The 17,324-nt window shown below is 45.8% G+C and carries 18 protein-coding genes and 1 pseudogene; 11 read left to right on the top strand and 8 right to left on the bottom strand.

All coding sequences use genetic code 11. From position 1 onward, the window contains the following. From RT269_RS26410 to RT269_RS26380, 7 genes and pseudogenes are all read left to right on the top strand, one after another. Positions 1-247: pseudogene (locus tag RT269_RS26410) on the top strand (ammonium transporter); the annotation flags it as partial. A gap of 19 nt (positions 248-266) precedes the next feature. After that, positions 267-608, top strand: coding sequence for a P-II family nitrogen regulator (locus RT269_RS26405; protein WP_313187152.1), 342 nt, complete (start codon positions 267-269; stop codon positions 606-608). Positions 609-982: 374 nt separating this feature from the next. Then, the gene (locus RT269_RS26400; protein WP_313187151.1) at positions 983-1,360 is read left to right on the top strand and encodes a LytR/AlgR family response regulator transcription factor; all 378 of its coding nucleotides are present in this window, start codon (positions 983-985) and stop codon (positions 1,358-1,360) included. 248 nt (positions 1,361-1,608) lie between these two features. Further along, a complete protein-coding gene (locus RT269_RS26395; protein ID WP_313187149.1) occupies positions 1,609-3,669 on the top strand; it encodes a DHH family phosphoesterase in 2,061 nt (686 codons plus the stop codon). Beyond that, entirely contained in the window at positions 3,669-4,115 is a 447-nt protein-coding gene (gene rplI / locus RT269_RS26390; RefSeq protein ID WP_313187148.1) for a 50S ribosomal protein L9, read from the top strand. Before RT269_RS26395 ends, rplI begins: the two co-directional genes overlap by 1 nt. An 11-nt stretch (positions 4,116-4,126) precedes the next feature. Continuing rightward, entirely contained in the window at positions 4,127-5,461 is a 1,335-nt protein-coding gene (gene dnaB / locus RT269_RS26385) for a replicative DNA helicase (RefSeq protein WP_313187146.1), read from the top strand. Positions 5,462-5,781: 320 nt separating this feature from the next. After that, positions 5,782-6,441: a helix-turn-helix domain-containing protein gene (locus RT269_RS26380; protein ID WP_025231029.1), complete on the top strand. Its 660-nt coding sequence runs from the start codon at positions 5,782-5,784 to the stop codon at positions 6,439-6,441. A 103-nt stretch (positions 6,442-6,544) separates the two neighbouring features. Here RT269_RS26380 and RT269_RS26375 read toward each other — a convergent pair whose 3' ends face one another. The 6 genes from RT269_RS26375 to pflB form a co-directional block, all read right to left on the bottom strand. Next, complete coding sequence (locus tag RT269_RS26375) at positions 6,545-7,258, bottom strand: gamma-glutamyl-gamma-aminobutyrate hydrolase family protein (protein ID WP_313187143.1); 714 nt, start codon at positions 7,256-7,258, stop codon at positions 6,545-6,547. A gap of 112 nt (positions 7,259-7,370) precedes the next feature. Continuing rightward, on the bottom strand, positions 7,371-7,541 hold the full coding sequence (locus RT269_RS26370; RefSeq protein ID WP_025231031.1) for a DUF362 domain-containing protein: 171 nt from the start codon (positions 7,539-7,541) through the stop codon (positions 7,371-7,373). A gap of 89 nt (positions 7,542-7,630) precedes the next feature. Further along, positions 7,631-8,404: a pyruvate formate-lyase-activating protein gene (gene pflA, locus RT269_RS26365; protein WP_313187141.1), complete on the bottom strand. Its 774-nt coding sequence runs from the start codon at positions 8,402-8,404 to the stop codon at positions 7,631-7,633. Between the two features lie 24 nt (positions 8,405-8,428). Then, complete coding sequence (grcA3, locus tag RT269_RS26360) at positions 8,429-8,674, bottom strand: autonomous glycyl radical cofactor GrcA3 (RefSeq protein WP_089988017.1); 246 nt, start codon at positions 8,672-8,674, stop codon at positions 8,429-8,431. Positions 8,675-8,694: 20 nt separating this feature from the next. Continuing rightward, positions 8,695-8,964 carry a hypothetical protein gene (locus RT269_RS26355; RefSeq protein ID WP_313187139.1) on the bottom strand — a complete coding sequence of 90 codons (270 nt, stop codon included), beginning with the start codon at positions 8,962-8,964 and terminating at the stop codon, positions 8,695-8,697. 12 nt (positions 8,965-8,976) lie between these two features. Next, positions 8,977-11,037 carry a formate C-acetyltransferase gene (pflB, locus tag RT269_RS26350; protein WP_313187138.1) on the bottom strand — a complete coding sequence of 687 codons (2,061 nt, stop codon included), beginning with the start codon at positions 11,035-11,037 and terminating at the stop codon, positions 8,977-8,979. Between the two features lie 252 nt (positions 11,038-11,289). On the opposite strand from pflB, the gene RT269_RS26345 reads away from it, so the two are divergent. After that, positions 11,290-11,490 (top strand): DUF1858 domain-containing protein, encoded by a 201-nt coding sequence (locus tag RT269_RS26345; RefSeq protein WP_025231036.1) that lies wholly within the window; start codon positions 11,290-11,292, stop codon positions 11,488-11,490. An 80-nt stretch (positions 11,491-11,570) separates the two neighbouring features. Here RT269_RS26345 and RT269_RS26340 read toward each other — a convergent pair whose 3' ends face one another. Together RT269_RS26340 and RT269_RS26335 are read right to left on the bottom strand one after the other, a co-directional pair. Further along, on the bottom strand, positions 11,571-12,443 hold the full coding sequence (locus RT269_RS26340; protein WP_313187136.1) for an AraC family transcriptional regulator: 873 nt from the start codon (positions 12,441-12,443) through the stop codon (positions 11,571-11,573). Between the two features lie 124 nt (positions 12,444-12,567). Then, positions 12,568-13,890 carry an alpha-glucosidase/alpha-galactosidase gene (locus RT269_RS26335; RefSeq protein WP_313187134.1) on the bottom strand — a complete coding sequence of 441 codons (1,323 nt, stop codon included), beginning with the start codon at positions 13,888-13,890 and terminating at the stop codon, positions 12,568-12,570. A 117-nt stretch (positions 13,891-14,007) separates the two neighbouring features. Between RT269_RS26335 and RT269_RS26330 the strand changes: the two genes are divergently transcribed. From RT269_RS26330 to RT269_RS26320, 3 genes are all read left to right on the top strand, one after another. Continuing rightward, a complete protein-coding gene (locus RT269_RS26330; RefSeq protein WP_313187132.1) occupies positions 14,008-14,805 on the top strand; it encodes an AraC family transcriptional regulator in 798 nt (265 codons plus the stop codon). A gap of 153 nt (positions 14,806-14,958) precedes the next feature. After that, the gene (locus tag RT269_RS26325) at positions 14,959-16,296 is read left to right on the top strand and encodes an ABC transporter substrate-binding protein (RefSeq protein WP_313187130.1); all 1,338 of its coding nucleotides are present in this window, start codon (positions 14,959-14,961) and stop codon (positions 16,294-16,296) included. A 107-nt stretch (positions 16,297-16,403) separates the two neighbouring features. After that, the gene (locus RT269_RS26320) at positions 16,404-17,309 is read left to right on the top strand and encodes a carbohydrate ABC transporter permease (RefSeq protein WP_313187128.1); all 906 of its coding nucleotides are present in this window, start codon (positions 16,404-16,406) and stop codon (positions 17,307-17,309) included. Positions 17,310-17,324: the final 15 nt, after the last annotated feature.

Below are 17,324 nucleotides of genomic sequence, written 5' to 3'. Positions count from 1 at the left end.
GAACACCAGTATTAATCCGGCGGCGGCCTGGAACGGCCTTGCATTTGGTGAAGCTGCTCTTTTCCTCCGCCAGTTGGCGGCCATTGGGATCACCATTGTGATTGCCGTTATAGGAACTCTGATCGCTGCGAGGATCACTTCTCTTGTAACGAAAGGAATTAAAGTTTCAAAGAAAGAGGAAGCTCTCGGACTTGATATCTCGGAGCATGGAGAAACCGCTTATCCGGCATTTAACGGAATGGATTAAGAGAAAGGAAGGCCGCCATATGAAAAAAATAGAAGCATATATCCGTCCGGAGAAACTGGAGGAGATTAAGGAAGTTATAGATAAGCTGAACTTAAATGGCCTAAGCGTCATGCAGGTCATGGGCTGCGGAAACCAGAAGGGATGGACGGAGTTTGTCCGGGGCGTTGAAGTGGATTACAACTTTCTCACAAAAATCAAGATCGAGACGGTGGTGCCAGAGGAACAGGCGGAGGCTGTTGCCGCCTGTATCGCAGATAAGGCTTATACCGGAGAATTCGGCGATGGGAAGATATTTATATCCGATGTACAAGATGCCATCAGGATCCGCACTGGAGAGAGAGGAGTTGACGCAGTTAAATAAGGAATACCCTTCCATCTGCCTTGCCTCTGATAAATGAGGGGCAGGGCAGGTTATTCCGCCGGGTAAAGCGGCCACTTATCCACTAAATAAAGTTAGAAAACCTTTCTTTCATCTTCAGGTATGATTCTGGATTTTAACATCATCAAGCAGCGAAGCGGATTGCAAATATCCGATTGGCCATCTTTCAATTCAACATTCGTTCCCGCATTTTTTTTGCCAAAATATACATTTACTCATGTATAAAAGCCTTGTCACGGTATCAAAAACCGACGCAAGGGCCATAATTTATATTGACCCCGTTGAAAGAATATTCATTTTTAAGTATAATAGTATTATTACATTCAATGAAAAAGAGAAAAAACCATGGAGGAATTATGAGCATCAGGGTTGTGGTAGTGGATAACTCAGAGGAATTATTAGTCAAGCTGACTCGTATTTTAAAAGAAATAGACGGAATTGAGCTGTGCGGAAGCTTCAATGAAGCCATTACAGCCATACAATATGTGAGAGAAAATCCGGTAGATATGGTGTTTTCGGATGTGGTCATGCCGGACATCAGCGGAATTACTCTTGCAGCTAAGCTGTATGAACTTCCGGACCCACCGGAGGTGGTGCTTCTTTCCGGCATTCCCGGCTTTTCGCTGGAAGCCTGGAAGATCCGGGCTTTTGGCTTTATTATAAAGCCTTATACAAAAACGCAGATTATTAAAATGATTAATCAATATAAAATGAATAAAAGAGAAGTCGTATAATGCACGTAACAGATAGCAGGCGGTGATTTTTGCCTTCACAGAGCAGGATCAGTCTGAATATACTGGTTATACAGTCAAAAAGGGTTTTTGCGTTTTATGTAACGCAAAAACCCTTTAAAAATAATTTCAGATCTACGGAAAGCCTTGTATTTCCTTACTTTTTGTAATTTAATGGACGAACCCAGATGACTATGATATAATGTTAAGACAGTGAAAAAGAGAACCCTTTTTTCCATAAGGAGAAAGATATGAAAGAAAAGTTCAAAATAAAGGGACAGCTAAGGACGTATATGCAGTGGCCGCTTTATCTAAGCGCACTGCTGATTGCCGCCAATACGGTGATCGGCGCTGCCAGTACAAAGGCGGGCATTATTATGGCAGTTTTTACGCTTTTGTATGTTGGCATAGCAGTCTGGCTTTATACTTACAGAAGGAGACTTCTGATGAGCGGCCTTGTGGAATTTTCTGCGGAATATTCCTGGATGCAGAAGCAGCTTCTTACTGATCTGGAACTTCCGTATGGAATGGCGGATGCCGACGGCAGGATTCTCTGGGGGAATACAGCGTTTTCAGAGGTATTAGGGGAAGAAAAACCTCTAAAAGTCACAAAAAAGAACCTCATGACTATTTTTCCGGAGATTACGAAGGAAGTGTTAAAGCTTAACGATGGAATGGCCGTTTTGCATGCCGCACGCAATGAAAAGAAATACCAGATCCGCTTAAAACCTGTCTATATGAAAGATTCACCGGAAGCGATTATTTCATCCGTTGGAGTGGAGGCTGCCGGACAGATGCTCGTGGCAGTCTATCTTTTTGATGAAACGGAAATTCTCTCCTATAAACAGATGGTAGATGATCAGAAAATGGTGGCCGGTCTTATTTATCTGGATAATTATGATGAGGCGTTAGAGAGTGTGGAAGAAGTACGCCGTTCCCTGCTTACGGCTCTCATTGACCGGAAGATCACTAAGTACATTTCCAATATGAACGGAATTGTTAAGAAGCTGGAAAAAGATAAGTATTTTATTTCCATAAAACAGTCCTATATCACAGAGCTGAAAGAAAACCGTTTTTCCATTCTGGAGGAAGTGAAAACCGTCAATATCGGCAATGAGATGGCAGTTACCTTAAGCATTGGCCTTGGTATGAACGGAGATAGCTATTCCAGAAATTATGAGTTCGCAAGAATCGCTATTGATATGGCCCTGGGACGGGGCGGTGATCAGGCGGTGATAAAGGATGGCGAACGGATCCAGTATTTTGGAGGCAAGGCCCAGCAGGTAGAGAAGACCACCCGCGTAAAGGCCCGTGTAAAAGCTCACGCCCTCAGAGAGCTGATGGAAACAAAGGACCGGCTTCTAATCATGGGGCACCGTTTAACGGATATTGATGCCTTTGGCGCGGCAGTTGGAATTTACCGTATAGCCACGGCCATGGATAAGAAGGCACATATCATTATGAATGAAGTGACGACCTCAGTACGCCCTATTCTTGATCGTTTTGTTGGTAATCCCGATTACCCGGAGGATTTATTCCTGACCGGATCCAAGGCAGCAGAGCTGGTGGATGCCAATACTCTTTTGGTGGTGGTGGATGTAAACCGTCCCAGTATCACCGATGCCCCGGAGCTTTTGCGTCTTGTAAAGACGATCGTGGTTCTTGACCATCACAGGCAGAGCAGTGAGATCATTGACAATGCGGTCCTGTCTTATGTAGAGCCGTATGCTTCCTCCTCTTGTGAGATGGTTGCGGAGGTACTGCAATACATTGCAGACGGAATTAAGATCAAATCGGCGGAAGCAGATGCCCTGTATGCAGGGATCGTCATTGATACCAATAATTTTACCAATCAGACGGGTGTCAGGACCTTTGAAGCAGCAGCTTTCTTAAGAAGAAACGGCGCGGATGTGGTCCGCGTGCGGAAGATGTTCCGCGATGACCTGGTAGATTACAAGGCAAAGGCAGAGGCTGTCCGGGAGGCAGAGATTTTCGAGGGCTGCTTTGCCATCAGCGTATGTTCCTCGGAAGGAATCGGAAGCCCTACGGTTGTAGGCGCTCAGGCGGCCAATGAGCTGCTTGACATAGCCGGGATCAAGGCCTCCGTTGTAATGACAGATTATAATCATGCGGTGTATATAAGCGCCCGTTCCATTGATGAAGTCAATGTACAGGTCATGATGGAAAAACTGGGCGGCGGCGGGCACCGTACCATCGCAGGCGCGCAGCTTGCAGGAGTCAGCATAGAAGAAGCCAAAACCCGCGTAAAAGCGGTTATTAAAGAGATGTTAGAGAAGGGAGACATATCATAATGGAAGTTGTATTATTAGAAGACGTAAAGGCATTGGGCAAGAAGGGACAGATCGTTAAGGTTAACGATGGATATGCAAGAAATTTCATTCTCCCTAAAAAGCTGGGAATCGAGGCAACGTCTAAGAATTTAAATGACTTAAAGCTTCAGAAGGCCAATGAGGCCAGGGTCGCAGCGGAACAGCTGGAGGCGGCAAAGGAGCTTGGAGCCAAGCTTTCAGAAGCAACCATCACCTTATCCATTCGGGCAGGAGAGGGCGGAAGAGCCTTTGGCTCCGTATCAGGAAAGGAAATTTCCGCTGCCATTAAGAGCCAGCTGGGATATGATATTGATAAAAAGAAGCTGGTCCTTCCTGAACCGCTTAAGACTTTTGGTTCCCATGCGGTTCCAATCAAGCTTCATAAAGATGTAACTGCAAAACTGAATGTTAAGGTAGTGGAAAGCTAGGAGGCATGAACATGGATGATGCCCTGATCAAACGGGTACTCCCTCACAGCATCGAGGCAGAGCAATCTGTCATCGGTTCCATGCTGATGGACCGGGATGCAATCATCACGGCTTCCGAGATCGTTACAGCAGGAGATTTTTATCAGCACCAGTATGGCATCATGTTTGAGGCCATGCAGGAGCTTTTTAATGAGAACTTACCGGTGGATCTAGTGACGCTTCAAAACCGTTTAAAAGTAAAGGATGTTCCTCCCGAAGTTTCAAGCCTTGATTTTGTCAGGGATATCATTACTACAGTCCCCACATCCGCCAATATAAAGTCCTATGCGAATATTGTCCGTGATAAAGCGGTTCTAAGGCGGCTGATTAAGGCAAATGAAGAAATAGCCAACACCTGCTACGCAGGAAAGGAACCCTTAGAAACCATCATGGCTGTCACGGAAAAGACCATATTTGATCTGCTGCAGAACCGCAGCTCCGGAGACTTCGTACCCATCCGCCAGGTTGCCATGAATGTCCTGGAAAAAATCGAAGAGGCCTCCAAAAACCAGGGAACTGTCACCGGAATCCCCACAGGCTTTATTGACTTGGATTATAAGACCTCCGGTCTGCAGCCTTCTGATTTCGTCCTCATCGCCGCCCGGCCTTCCATGGGAAAGACGGCATTTGTGCTGAACCTGGTAGACCATATCGCTGTAAAAAAAGGCCTGCCCTGTATGGTATTCAGCCTGGAGATGTCCAAGGAACAGCTGGTAAACCGTATGCTCGCCATGGAATCCAATGTAGATTCCCAGAAGCTTAGAACCGGAACCTTATCCGATTCCGACTGGGATGCTGTGGTAGAGGGAATCGGAGTTATCGGCAATTCCAAGCTGATCATAGATGATACCCCGGGAATCTCCATCGGTGAACTGCGTTCCAAATGCCGTAAGATGAAGCTGGAATACGGCCTTAGCGTAGTCATCATCGACTACCTGCAGTTGATGAGCGGAAGCGGAAAAGGCGGCGACAACCGCCAGCAGGAGATCTCAGAAATTTCCAGATCCTTAAAAGCCCTGGCAAGAGAGATGAACGCTCCTGTAATCGCCTTATCCCAGTTAAGCCGTGCCTGCGAAACAAGACCAGACCACCGCCCCATGCTTTCCGACCTCCGAGAATCCGGAGCCATCGAGCAGGATGCCGACGTGGTTATGTTCTTATACCGTGATGATTATTATAATAAAGATACGGATATGCCGAACATTGCGGAAGTAATAATTGCAAAACAGAGAAACGGTCCGATTGGAACGATCAATCTGGTCTGGAGACCAGAGTATACGAAGTTTGCAAACATGGCCAAGCAATGAGCAGGATAGAAAAAGAGAGTCCCCTGGTCCCGGAAAAGCAAGTATTTTTGTTTTTCCGGGACCAGGGGACTCTCTTTTTCTATGGGGCGAACGCCCCCCATCTGGGAGAATGGATTCGAGGTTCGAATCCATTCTCCCAGATGGCTCCTGCGGCCCAGTCATCTAACCATTCCCCCCCATCCATTTCCTCCCTCCCTCTAAAAATTTTCTCAAATCCTTCAAAAAAAATCCAATTCCCATTCATAATCCATCCGAAGTCCGCATATGATATAAATAGTAAGGTTATGAAAACTTAACGAACCAAAGGAGAGGATATAGCTATGGCTGAGATACATTACTTAATATCGGATGCATCGAAGAAGGTCGATGTGGAGTCTCATGTCCTTAGATACTGGGAGGACGAGCTGGAGTTAAAGATTCCCAGAAATGAGATGGGGCACCGGTATTACACTGAAGCACACATCCGTTTATTCAAGCAGATCAAGGACTTAAAGGACAAGGGGTATCAGTTAAAGGCCATTAAGACAGCGCTTGACAAGGTTATTGAAGAAGGCAGAGACCCCGTCATACCAGATGAGTTACTGGAAGGACAGGTAGCTCAGGAATTAAAAGAGAGCGCGATATCTGGTACTGAGGATGGGACAGGCCTGGATGTACATAACACGGCGCAGATTTCCATTGCCCAGGAAAAAATGGAGCAGTTTCAGGAGATCATGAACCATATCATTGGACGGGCTTTAGAGGTAAATAATGAGCAGTTAAGCCAGGATGTCAGCTGCTTGGTCAATGACAAGGTCATTAAGGAAATGGAATATTTATTGAATTTAAAAGAAGAAAAGGAAGAAGAGCGGTTCAAACAGCTGGACGAGCTTATGCGTTCGTATCAAAAGGACAACAAAGGGCGTGCAGAAGCTGCTGCTTCCAAAATTCCATTTTTTAATCGAAAAAAGAAATTCGGGCGAAATGGAAAAAAGTTATAAAACCACACTACTTTCAGATAAATAGAGCAATCAAACAGGCTCTGGCAAGGAAATCCGCAGCTGCCGGTGAAAGTGGAAACTGCGGATTTTTTATGCATACAGGTTATTCTATACAAGCATTTACAAAAGTCTGAAACAGTCGGAACGCCTCTTTATTCTTTTCCCACAGATATTCCGGATGCCATTGAACCCCGATAAAAAAGGGATAGTCTGCCATTTCCAGGGCCTCGATCAGATGGTCTGGAGAGTAGGCGGAAGCAATAAGTCCGGGAGCAAGATCCCTGACGGCCTGATGGTGCATGCTGTTGACCTTTATTGAAGAGTTTTCCGATATTTTAGCAAGGAGACTGCCCTCGGTTAAAGCGACCGTATGGCACGGCATATCATAACCAAATGGCTGGGAATGGGCCAGAGGAAAATCCCGTGTAACCTGGGAGGGGATATCCTGCCAGATGTTTCCTCCAAGAGCGATGTTCAAAACCTGGATTCCCCGGCAGATCCCAAGGACCGGTTTCCGAAGCTCCATAATCATAGGAAGCAGGGAAATCTCCATCTGGTCCCTGGCTGCGGACACATTGCCGCAGTGAGCCTGTGTCTCTTCCCCAAAAAGGAAGGGGTGCACATCAGGACCGCCTGTGAACAGAAATCCGTCCATATCCTTTGACAGCTGCTTTAAATCTTCTTCTGAGGCATCTAAGGGCATCACGACTGGGATCGCTCCCGCAGCTTTTAATGCCCGCATATAAGTAGGACGTGCCTTGACATCACCGCTTTCAATATCGTGGGCGGGGGTCAGGCCGATCAGTGGCTTTCTCATATTAGAAATGTCCTTTCCTTTATCCGGTTAATTCATTAGTATGCAGATATAAAGAACGTGATCATATAACAAAATGCCTCTTCCTTTCGGAAGAGGCATTTATGTATCATAATTATGCTTCAGAAATAGCTCCTGTTGGACATACGCCCTCACAAGCGCCACAATCGATACATGCATCAGCATCAATAACAAACTGAGAATCACCTTGGCTGATAGCGCTTACTGGACATTCACCTTCACAGCTTCCGCAGCTAACGCAAGCGTCACTAATAACTCGTGCCATGATAAATTACCTCCTTATATTATATAGATTTTTCTATATTTTATACTATAAATCGGAAATATTCAAGTAGTAAATGGTACAATTATTGTTTAATTTTGGGAGCAATACCGGTCAGGGACTCCTGTGCGGACATCCCTGATCCCGCTTAAGATGATCTTCTTGGCGGTAACGGCACCTTCCCTTGACATGGGGGGGATATCCTTTAAGGGATAGTCCATACCCATGCTCTCGTATTTTACCTTTCCCATGTCATGATAAGGCAGGACATCAAGGGCTTTCACATTCTTAAGCCCGCCGATAAAACGCCCCAGCCTGTATAGATCAGGGGTCTCATCCGTAATCTGCGGCACTGCCACGTGACGGATCCACACCGGGATATCCCGGTCGCTTAAATACTGGGCAAAATCCAGAATGTTTTCATTGGAATGACCTGTAAGAGTTTTGTGCTTTGTATCTACAATATGCTTGATGTCCAGCATGACAAGATCGGTAGAGTCCAGAAGCCGGTCTATTTTCTTCCTGTATTCCGGATCATTCCTGTGAAACGTGACACCTGAGGTATCCAGGCAGGTATGGATGTTTTTCTTTCCTGCGGCTTCAAAAAGCTCAGTCACAAAATCCAGCTGCATAAGTGGCTCTCCGCCGGTGGCCGTGATGCCTCCGCCCCGGTAAAAATTCCGGGACGACTCATACTGCTTTAATAGTTCTTCTACCGTCATTGGCGTACCGCCTGCCATCTTCCAGGTGTCCGGATTATGGCAATATTGGCAGCGCATGGGACAGCCTTGTAAAAAAATCACCATACGCACGCCCGGTCCGTCAACGGTACCGAAGCTTTCAATGGAATGGATATATCCTGTCATATAGATCGCCTTCTTTGCAGTTTATTACATATTGCTGTGGAACGTACGGGAGATTACCTCATCCTGCTGTTCCTTTGTCAGCTTGATAAAATTCACCGCATAACCGGATACGCGCACGGTAAGCTGAGGATAACTTTCCGGATGCTTCTGGGCGTCTAATAAGGTATCACGGGTGAAGACATTGACATTTAAGTGATGTCCGCCTTCTTCCACATAGCCATCTAATAAATTAACAAGGTTATTGATTTGAGATTCGCTGATATTTGCCATTTTATAATCCTCCTATTGTATTAATAAGTGTCTTCCATAAACAGCCGGTTGCTTTCCGGGTCTTCATCTTCTGTATCCAAGGCCTGGAATAAAGTGGGCACTCTGCAGGCGGAATTTCCGTCTGCACAATCCGTGGAGTTTGTGGTAGTAACTGATTTAGCCATTGTTTCATCGGTACTTACAGTACCGTCTTCTGATACGCGGATGTTCATATGTCCGCCGTTTCCACCCATGAACTGGTCAAGCATGGAGACGATATCGTCGATCTGTTTCTCCTTTGGATCTGCCATAATAACCACTCCTTATTTTTGGTCTTCGCTAAGAGCCAGCTCTAAATCCACCTCTAAATCTCCTGTGAAGATCTGATCTTCTTTACCAAGGGCTCCCGGTACGATTGAGAAGGTATTGGAGATCCCATCCTGGGCATCTCTGAACGGAAGCTTTGCAACTGATGCCAGGGAAGCGACAGCACCGTGAGTATCCCTAAGGTGCATTGGGTTTGCGCCAGGCGCAAAGGCTTCACCCTTCTTACGTCCGTCAGGAGTTGCTCCTGTATTCTTACCATAAACGACGTTGGAAGTGATTGTCAGGATGGAGGTGGTTGGAATGCCGCCGCGGTAAGTGTGGTTTCCTTTTACATAGTTCATAAAGGTGTGAACCAGTTCGTTTGCGATCATGTCTACCCGGTCATCGTTATTGCCGTATTTGGGGAAGTCTCCTTCTACGATGTAATCGGTCACGATTCCGTTTTCATCCCGTACGGTCTTAACCTTGGCATATTTGATAGCGGATAAGGAGTCAGCCACTACGGAAAGTCCTGCAATACCGGTTGCGAACCAACGGGTTACTTTTTTATCGTGAAGAGCCATCTGAATACGCTCATAGCTGTATTTGTCATGCATATAGTGGATGACGTTCAAGGTGTTTACATAAACCCTTGCAAGCCAGTTCATCATATCCTTATAGGCAGCCATAACCTCTTCATATTCCAGGTACTCGGAAGTGATGGGGCGGTATTTGGGGCCGACCTGTTTTTTGGTGACTTCATCAATGCCGCCGTTAATAGCATATAACAGGCATTTTGCAAGATTGGCCCTTGCGCCGAAGAGCTGCATTTCCTTACCTACTCTCATGGAAGATACACAGCAGGCAATGGCATAATCATCTCCGTGTGTCACTCTCATCAGATCATCGTTCTCATACTGAATGGAAGAGGATTCAATGGAGGTTCTGGCGCAGAAGCGTTTAAAGTTTTCCGGAAGCTTTGTGGACCAGAGCACAGTTAAGTTTGGCTCAGGAGCTGTTCCCAGATTAGTAAGGGTGTGGAGATAGCGGAAGGAAGTCTTGGTCACCAGATGGCGTCCGTCGATGCCGACTCCGCCTATGGATTCTGTTACCCAGGTAGGATCGCCGGAGAACAGCTCATTGTATTCCGGAGTACGGGCGAATTTTACCAGACGAAGCTTCATGATGAAATGATCCACAAACTCCTGAATCTGTTCCTCGGTAAAGGTTCCTTCTTCTAAATCTCTCTGTGCATATACATCAATAAAGGTGGAGGTGCGGCCTAAGGACATGGCAGCTCCGTTTTGTTCCTTGACAGCGGCAAGGTAGGCAAAATACAGCCACTGGATCGCCTCTTCTACGTTGGCGGCCGGTTTTGAAATATCAAAGCCATAGATGCTTCCCAGCTCCTTTAATTCCTTAAGGGCACGGATCTGCTCAGAAAGCTCTTCTCTTTCCCGGATCACGTCAGAGTACATGGTAGTACGTGTTGTATCCTTCTGCTCTTCCTTATCTGCGATCAGGCGGTCAATGCCGTAAAGGGCCACCCGGCGGTAATCTCCGATGATGCGGCCGCGGCCATAGGCATCCGGAAGGCCTGTGATGATGTGGTTGGAACGGCAGTCACGCATTTCCTGGGTATAAGCATCAAAAACACCTGCATTGTGTGTCTTTCTGTGAATCGTAAAAAATTTCTTAACTTCAGGATCAATGGTATAACCATTATCCGCACAGGCCTTCTCTGCCATACGGATTCCGCCGTAAGGCTGTAGAGAACGCTTGAAAGGCTTATCAGTCTGAAAGCCTACGATCGTTTCTTTTTCTTTATCTAAATATCCCGGTCCGTGGGAAGTGAGGGTGGAAATGTTCTTTGTATCCATATCCAGCACGCCGCCGGCCTCCCGCTCCTGTTTGGATAGATCCATAACCTGCGCCCAAAGAGCGTTTGTTGCTGTGGTAGGTCCGGCAAGAAAGGAATCATCGCCGTCATAAGGTGTGTAATTTTTCTGTATAAAGTCCCTGACGTTGATCTCCCGTTCCCAAACACCGCCTGTGAAAGCTCTCCATTCTGTTCTCATAGCATTGTTCCTCCGTAAAATCTGCTGTATAAGTGTCAATTATAAATGAGTGCCGTCAAAGATTATAATTCATACAATCTTTGTATGAATACATTATATATGAATACTGTATACAATGTCAAGAGTGCTTAGTGAGAAAAATTTGTCAAAAAGAAGCTGGAAGGAAAAAAAGGAATTTAGCCCTTGCTAATAAGGAAGAAAAGTATTATATTATAAAGACAGTAAGTACAATTTTTTAAGGAGGAATACAAGATGCAGATCCAGAAGGATATGTTAATAGGCGCATTGCTTGAAATGGACGAGAACATTGCACCTATGTTAATGCGTGCAGGTATGCATTGCCTCGGCTGTCCGGCATCTCAGGGTGAGTCCCTTGAGGAAGCCTGCCAGGTTCATGGAATAGACTGTGATGTACTGGTTTCCCAGATTAACGAAGTGTTAGCAGAAGTATAGAATATATTGCTATATGACAGGAGGCGGTCCTTAAGGACCAGCCTCCTGTTTTTTATGCGGGCAGCGAGCCGGCGGGTTTCTTATGGCTGCCGTTTTTCTTCTCTGTAATGCTTCGGGCTGACGCCGAATTCCTGCTTAAATATCTTGGAGAAGGTCAAAGGGTTATGATATCCGATGTCTGTGGCAATTTCCTGAATGGATAAGGTTGTGGTGGCAAGCTGATTTGCGGCAATGTTAAGCCGGTACCTCATTAAGTATTCCTGAGGGGAAACGTGAAGCTGTTTTTTGAATATTGTAGTTAAATAGGAACGGTTGATCCCGATGTAGTCTGCGATATCCTGGACCTTAATGCTGTCGTAGTTCAGCTTAATATACTGAAGGGCATAATCTACATAAGTATCGATGGAATAGTCGTACTGGTTCTTTTTAATGGTTCTTATGGTATTCTGCATTTCGATCAGGGTGGACAATATCTCGTATAGGTATCCCACCCGCTTGATCTCATTGGCAAAGGTCAGTTCGCTGGTATCCAGTATTTTGTGTATCATGGGAAGATAAAGCTGATTGGGGATCTGGGAATGGATGGCAGGAAGCTGCGGGGATATGCCCGCATAGCTTAAATAAGCCTCTGCCATTTCTCCGTCAAAGGTAATCCACATGTACTCCCAGGGATTTTTAAGATCCGCATTGTAAAGAACGGGATGTCCCTTGGGAATGAGAAAGATGTCATCGGTTTTTAGATCATACCGTTTCCCATTAATTTCCAGGGAGCCTGCGCCGCCCAGCACAAAGTGAATGTGATATTCATTTGGAATCTTGTGATCGTAGGTGTATCCCGGAGGACACTGCTGGATTCCGCAGTGGACCAGATACAGATCATTGGTCTGCCGTTTAATGTTCCTTAAGCAGCGGAACCCGGCAACATTTTTATAAGTCGTTTGTTTTTCGCTCAAAGATATACCCCCTCAAAATGGTGAATGACCCTGTCAGACGATCCGCTATTGTTAGGATGTTTGATAGGGTCAAGTATACAGGCATTATGGGCAACTTGTAAATAATGATTCCTGGGAGCTTCTTTTACTGGTACATTTTCATATAATCACCATGGGCTGCAATGAGTTCATCCACCATGGCGCGGATATCTTTTATGTTAAGCTCGGCAGCAGTGTGAGGATCTAGCATGGCTGCCTGGTAAATGGTCTTTCTGTCCCTGTTACGGGCGGCTTCTATGGTAAGAAGCTGGGGATTTATGTTTGTCATGTTCATGGCTGCCAGCTGGGTGGGAAGGGGGCCCACATGGCAGGGAGTGATTCCGCTTCCGTCTACCAGACAGGGAACTTCTACGCAGGCGTCGGCAGGGAGGTTATCGATCAGCCCCCGGTTTAAGACACTTGCCCCGATCTTGTAAGGCTTATTGGTCAGAATTGCTTCCATAATATAGGAGGCGTATTCATGAGAACGGGCATGAGTGATCTGTCCGTTGTTAAGAATAGAATTTTTTTCTTCTTCCCACTCATTGATCTGCTTGATGCAGCGCCGCGGATATTCATCTAAGGGGATCTGGAATTCTTCGATCATTTCCGGGTATTTGGATTTTATGAACAACGGATTGTATTCTGCATTGTGTTCACTGGATTCCGTACAATAATAGTCTAAATGGTTGATGTATTCAAAGCGGACCATATCTTTATGTTTTTCTGTCTGGTTTTTCCAGGAGGCCTTCTGACGGATCATGGGGTAAAGATCGTTACCATCTTTGTCATGGAGCTTTAAAAGCCAGGCCATATGGTTGATTCCTGCAATTAATTCTGTTCGCCCTTCCAGCTTATCCTCCATATCAAGTCCCTTTAATAAGGTTTCTGAGCATACCTGGACGCTGTGGCATAAACCAATGGTTTTAATGGACGTATAGCGCTGCATGTAACCAGTTAAGATAGCCATGGGATTGGTATAATTTAAGAAGTAAGCATCCGGACAAACCTCTTCCATGTCTCTGGCAAAGTCCTCCATAACCGGAATGGTTCTTAAGCCCCGCATGATGCCGCCGATTCCCAGGGTGTCCGCAATGGTTTGGTTCAAGCCGTATTTTTTAGGGATTTCAAAGTCTGTAATCGTACAGGGATCGTATCCGCCCACCTGAATGGCGTTCACTACAAAGGTAGCACCGGATAAGGCGTCCTTCCGGTTTTCCACTCCCAGATAAGTTTTGATATCTGCCCGTCCTTCATTCACATTTTTGTTGATTGCATTCAGAATAAGCTCCGAATCCGAAAGCCGCACCTGATCAATGTCGTAAAGAGCGATCACAGCGTTTTGAAGTATCGGAGTGCACATGCAGTCGCCTAAGACATTTCTTGCAAATATCGTGCTCCCTGCCCCCATAAAAGTTATTTTTACCATGTTCCTTCCTCCTTGTTTTCCTTGTCTGTCTGATGAGGATATTGTATAATTGCAGCAGAAAAAAAGATAGGAAATTTGTTTCATAAAATTGTCATTTTGTTGTATGGAGGGTGAAGCATGAATCAATGGGTACGGGGGTTGACCATTTATTACTGCGGTCGTGAACAGTGTGCGTCAGGGCATTTTTTCGGACCGGCGATCCGGAAGCATTACCTGATGCATGTGATACTGCGGGGAAAGGGGATCTATCGCACAGGAGGCGAGGAATATTCGTTAAAGGAGGGAGATGCATTTTTGATCAAGCCCCAGGAAGTCACTTATTATCAGGCGGATAAGGATGAACCCTGGGAATATGCCTGGGCAGCTTTTGCAGGGATTGAAGCAGAGAGGCTTTTAAGCGATTACCGGCAGGAGGAAAATGGGTATGTGTACCATTTTGATCACGGAGAGGAATGGCGTGCCGATATGGACCGGCTGGTGACCGTCTTTGAAAGCGGGGAACACAATATGGATGAGACAGCAGGGTATCTTTATCTGCTGTTTTCCCGGTTTCCAAAACGCAGCAAGGAAGTGGGAGAGTATGAGCAGAGCTATCTGTCCAGGGCGGAAACATATATACGCCATAATTACAGCTACCCCATTCAGATCGGGGAAGTGGCAAAATATGTGGGGATCGACAGGACCTATCTGTACAGGCTTTTTATGAAATATAAGGGCATTTCTCCAAAGCAGTATTTGACAGCCTACCGGATCATGGAGGCAAAGCGCCTGTTAGAGGATACGGGCCTCAGTATCACGGAAACCGGTTTATCCTGCGGCTTTCATGATGCTTCGGTATTCTGTAAAAGTTTCCTGCAGGCAGAGGGGGAGTCCCCGCTCCAGTATCGGAAGAAGATGAGAGAAGAGATTTGGTAAATATAACAAAACACCATGTACCTATCACATTAGTCTATGTAATATAGATAAAAAATAGTTTATAATCAGGGTTAAGTAAATAAAAATATACAAAAAACGGTTTTAAATTCAGCTTTAACTATATAAACTGACTAATCAAAGGGAGGTAACAAAATGAAACGTAAATGGTGGTTGACAGCGGCAATGGCGGCGGTTATGGCAGCATCACTGGTTGGCTGTGGAAGCAAGACCGGGAAGGAAACTGCTCCTGCAAGCGCAGGAGAAACAAAGCAGGCGGCAGAAAGCTCCGGTGAGTCAGGAAATACGGCTGCCCAGGGAACTCTGACGGTTGCAATCTGGGACAAGAACCAGGAACCGGGACTTACGGAGATCATGAAGGACTTTACAAATGAAACGGGAATTAAAACACAGATTCAGGTAACCCCATGGGAGCAGTACTGGACCATGCTGGAGGCAGGAGCGACCGGCGGATCTCTTCCCGATGTTTTCTGGATGCATTCCAATGAGATCGCAAGGTATTCCGAATACGAGATGCTCCTTGACTTAACGGACCGGATCAAGGAAAGCAAGAAGCTGGAAATGGATAAATTCCCTAAGGACATTGTGCAGATCTATAATTGGGAAGGTACAAAGCAGTATGCAGTGCCAAAGGACATTGATACCATTGCGCTCTGGTACAACAAAACCATGTTTGAGGAAGCAGGAGTCCCTTATCCCGACAAGGATTGGACCTGGGATGATTATGCAGAAGCAGCAAAAAAGCTGACCAAAGCAGATGGAAGCCAGTATGGATTTGCTTTAAGGCCCACCAATGACCAGGCAGGCTGGAACAATATCGTTTATGATATGGGCGGTTATGTAATCAGCGATGATAAAAAATCTTCCGGATTTGACCAGCCGGGAACCATCAAGGCATTAACGTTTATCACGGATCTGATGAAAGAAGGATATGCGCCTCCATATGAAGTAATGGCAGAGAATACGGAGGAAGCTTTGTTTGAAGCCGGCAAGGTGGCCATGATTACGGCTGGCTCTTGGATGCTTCCGGAGCTTTGCAATAATGATTACGTAAAGGCAAACTGTGACATCGCAGTCCTTCCAAAAGATGCGGCCTCTGGAAAGAGGATCTCCATTTACAATGGACTGGGCTGGGCGGCCTCTGCTAATACCGGCATGCCTGAAGAAGCATGGAAGCTGATCGAATACATGGGATCAAAGGAAGCTCAGCAGAAGCAGTCTGACCTTGGAATCGTTATTTCTGCCTATGAAGGGACAACGGATAACTGGATAAAGGCATATCAGGGCTTTAACCTCCAGGCATATTTAGATATGATGAGTGACCTGGTCATCAGGCCATACTCTAAATCAACGGTTGCCTGGAACAATATGAGCCATGAAAAATTAATTGATGCATGGACCGGAGCCAAGAGCGTGGATGATGTCTGCAAGGATATTACTCAGGAAATGAATGCCATGCTGGCACAAGAATAGGAAGGGCTGGGGAGGCAGGCTATTAAAGCGCCTCCCCCTTTTTAACTGAATCAAGTGGTGAAGCGGATCGCGGATATCCGCTTGACAAAGAAATACGGAGGGTCTGCATGAACAGAAAGTCAAAGGTATCAAGGCGGGAGAGAAGTGAATTTTTATGGGGGTGGATGTTTTTGCTGCCTACCATGGCAGGGCTTATCATATTAAACATCATCCCTATTTTTCAGACCATTTATCAGAGCTTTTTCAAAACAGGGGCTTTTGGCAAAGGCAATGTATTTATTGGCTTTGACAATTACCGGAAGCTTTTTAGTGATGGGACTGTATGGCAGGCTTTGTGGAATACATGTAAATATGCGGTGGTGGAGGTACCGTTTTCCATTGCGATTGCCCTTGTGTTAGCCGTTTTTTTAAATGGGAAAATCCGGGGACGCTCAATATGGAGGACCATTTATTTCCTGCCGATGGTAGCCGCTCCTGCTGCGGTGGCTATGGTTTGGAGATGGCTTTATAATTCGGAATTCGGACTGCTTAACCATCTGCTTCGCGGGATAGGACTTTCCGGAGTAAACTGGATCTCCAATCCCAATATCGCATTTATCTCCGTTGCCATCGTAGGGATATGGTCCGTGATCGGTTATAATATGGTACTGTTTTTTGCAGGCCTTCAGGAGATACCCAGAGACTATTATGAGGCGGCGCAGATTGACGGAGCAAACGGAATCAACCAGTTTTTTACGATTACACTGCCCTTAATATCACCCACTATGTTTTTCGTGACCGTGACCAGAGTCATAGGGGCCATGCAGGTGTTTGACAGCATCTATATGATGATGGGAAGAAACAACCCGGCGCTGGTAAAGACCCAGTCCCTGGTGTACCTTTTCTATAAATATTCGTTTATAGAAGGAAACAAGGGATACGGCTCTTCCATTGTCATGCTGTTACTTATGGTAATCCTTCTGATCACGATGATTCAGATGATTTGTCAGAAAAAATGGGTGAACTATAGCTAGGGAGGAGAATTATGG

It is taken from the genome of Lacrimispora sp. (genome assembly GCF_032078915.1).
Taxonomy (GTDB): domain Bacteria; phylum Bacillota; class Clostridia; order Lachnospirales; family Lachnospiraceae; genus Lacrimispora.
Note: the sequence above shows the minus strand (reverse complement) of the source record. Positions and strands in the feature narration are given on the sequence as shown.

What these genes read in the sequence shown, in the direction of transcription:
- RT269_RS26405 (WP_313187152.1), top strand. Translation starts at nt 267, where the DNA reads ATGAAAAAAATAGAAGCATATATCCGTCCGGAGAAACTGGAGGAGATT.
- RT269_RS26400 (WP_313187151.1), top strand. Translation starts at nt 983, where the DNA reads ATGAGCATCAGGGTTGTGGTAGTGGATAACTCAGAGGAATTATTAGTC.
- RT269_RS26395 (WP_313187149.1), top strand. Translation starts at nt 1,609, where the DNA reads ATGAAAGAAAAGTTCAAAATAAAGGGACAGCTAAGGACGTATATGCAG.
- rplI (WP_313187148.1), top strand. Translation starts at nt 3,669, where the DNA reads ATGGAAGTTGTATTATTAGAAGACGTAAAGGCATTGGGCAAGAAGGGA.
- dnaB (WP_313187146.1), top strand. Translation starts at nt 4,127, where the DNA reads ATGGATGATGCCCTGATCAAACGGGTACTCCCTCACAGCATCGAGGCA.
- RT269_RS26380 (WP_025231029.1), top strand. Translation starts at nt 5,782, where the DNA reads ATGGCTGAGATACATTACTTAATATCGGATGCATCGAAGAAGGTCGAT.
- RT269_RS26375 (WP_313187143.1), bottom strand. Translation starts at nt 7,258, where the DNA reads ATGAGAAAGCCACTGATCGGCCTGACCCCCGCCCACGATATTGAAAGC.
- RT269_RS26370 (WP_025231031.1), bottom strand. Translation starts at nt 7,541, where the DNA reads ATGGCACGAGTTATTAGTGACGCTTGCGTTAGCTGCGGAAGCTGTGAA.
- pflA (WP_313187141.1), bottom strand. Translation starts at nt 8,404, where the DNA reads ATGACAGGATATATCCATTCCATTGAAAGCTTCGGTACCGTTGACGGA.
- grcA3 (WP_089988017.1), bottom strand. Translation starts at nt 8,674, where the DNA reads ATGGCAAATATCAGCGAATCTCAAATCAATAACCTTGTTAATTTATTA.
- RT269_RS26355 (WP_313187139.1), bottom strand. Translation starts at nt 8,964, where the DNA reads ATGGCAGATCCAAAGGAGAAACAGATCGACGATATCGTCTCCATGCTT.
- pflB (WP_313187138.1), bottom strand. Translation starts at nt 11,037, where the DNA reads ATGAGAACAGAATGGAGAGCTTTCACAGGCGGTGTTTGGGAACGGGAG.
- RT269_RS26345 (WP_025231036.1), top strand. Translation starts at nt 11,290, where the DNA reads ATGCAGATCCAGAAGGATATGTTAATAGGCGCATTGCTTGAAATGGAC.
- RT269_RS26335 (WP_313187134.1), bottom strand. Translation starts at nt 13,890, where the DNA reads ATGGTAAAAATAACTTTTATGGGGGCAGGGAGCACGATATTTGCAAGA.
- RT269_RS26330 (WP_313187132.1), top strand. Translation starts at nt 14,008, where the DNA reads ATGAATCAATGGGTACGGGGGTTGACCATTTATTACTGCGGTCGTGAA.
- RT269_RS26325 (WP_313187130.1), top strand. Translation starts at nt 14,959, where the DNA reads ATGAAACGTAAATGGTGGTTGACAGCGGCAATGGCGGCGGTTATGGCA.
- RT269_RS26320 (WP_313187128.1), top strand. Translation starts at nt 16,404, where the DNA reads ATGAACAGAAAGTCAAAGGTATCAAGGCGGGAGAGAAGTGAATTTTTA.